The sequence below is a fragment of the Streptomyces sp. LMG1-1-1.1 genome (assembly GCF_040815545.1).
Taxonomy (GTDB): domain Bacteria; phylum Actinomycetota; class Actinomycetes; order Streptomycetales; family Streptomycetaceae; genus Streptomyces.
Genome location: NZ_JBFPNH010000105.1, coordinates 1 through 340, shown reverse-complemented (window position 1 = coordinate 340; position 340 = coordinate 1). Strand labels below are relative to the sequence as shown.

At 55.0% G+C, this 340-nt stretch carries 1 rRNA gene; it reads right to left on the bottom strand.

The features are described 5' to 3' along the window. Positions 1–287: 287 nt before the first annotated feature. Positions 288–340 (bottom strand): 16S ribosomal RNA (locus tag MRBLMG1_RS37260); the annotation flags it as partial.

The following is a 340-nucleotide window of genomic DNA, read 5'->3' as shown; positions in this document are numbered from 1 at the left end:
ACAGATGCTCGCGTCCACTGTGTAGTTCTCAAACAACGACCAGCCACCCATCACCCCACCGGACAAACCGATGAGTTCACTGGGGCCGGAATCATGAAGATACAAGCCATACGGCCGTACCCTCAGACACCCAACAACGTGCCAAGCGTGAGCCACCATCCGTCTCTTCTTTCCACGCCGAAGCAGTACTCGAAGACCATCAGGTTCACTCACGCCAACTAATCAACGTTCCACCCATGAGCTGACCGTGCAGAACATTTGCCTGCAATCGGTGCTGTGCTCCTTAGAAAGGAGGTGATCCAGCCGCACCTTCCGGTACGGCTACCTTGTTACGACTTCG